We start from the raw sequence: 379 nt of genomic DNA, 5'->3' as shown, positions 1-379 counted from the left end.
ATCTACGGGATTCGGACCTGTCAGATCCCCCCTTTCAGAGACCGCATGTTCACCGAGTCGATCGCGCAGCGCGACCAGTCCAGCTCGCCGCGCGAGCCCGGTTCGTCCAGGATCAGGCGGTGCAGCTTGGCCCGAACCCGGGCGGCACTCCACTCGGTGAAGCGCCGATGCGCGGTCGGTCCCGACGGGCGGAAGAACGGCGGCAGTTGCCGCCAGGTACAGCCCGTGGTGGCCACGAAGATGATCGCCGCGAGCACCTCGCGGTCACCGAACCGACGCCGGCCACCGCCCTGTGGTCGTGATGGGGCGGGCGGCACCACCCGCTGGAACAGGTCGTACAACTCGTCCGGCACCAAACGTTCCACGATCAGCACAAGCC

At 68.1% G+C, this 379-nt stretch carries 1 pseudogene; it reads right to left on the bottom strand.

Annotated features, from left to right (window positions below):
• Positions 1–374: pseudogene (locus IG64_RS37260) on the bottom strand (transposase); the annotation flags it as partial.
• Positions 375–379 lie beyond the last annotated feature (5 nt).

Source organism: Streptomyces sp. NRRL S-340 (assembly GCF_000720185.1).
Lineage (GTDB): Bacteria > Actinomycetota > Actinomycetes > Streptomycetales > Streptomycetaceae > Streptomyces.
Note: the sequence above shows the minus strand (reverse complement) of the source record. Positions and strands in the feature narration are given on the sequence as shown.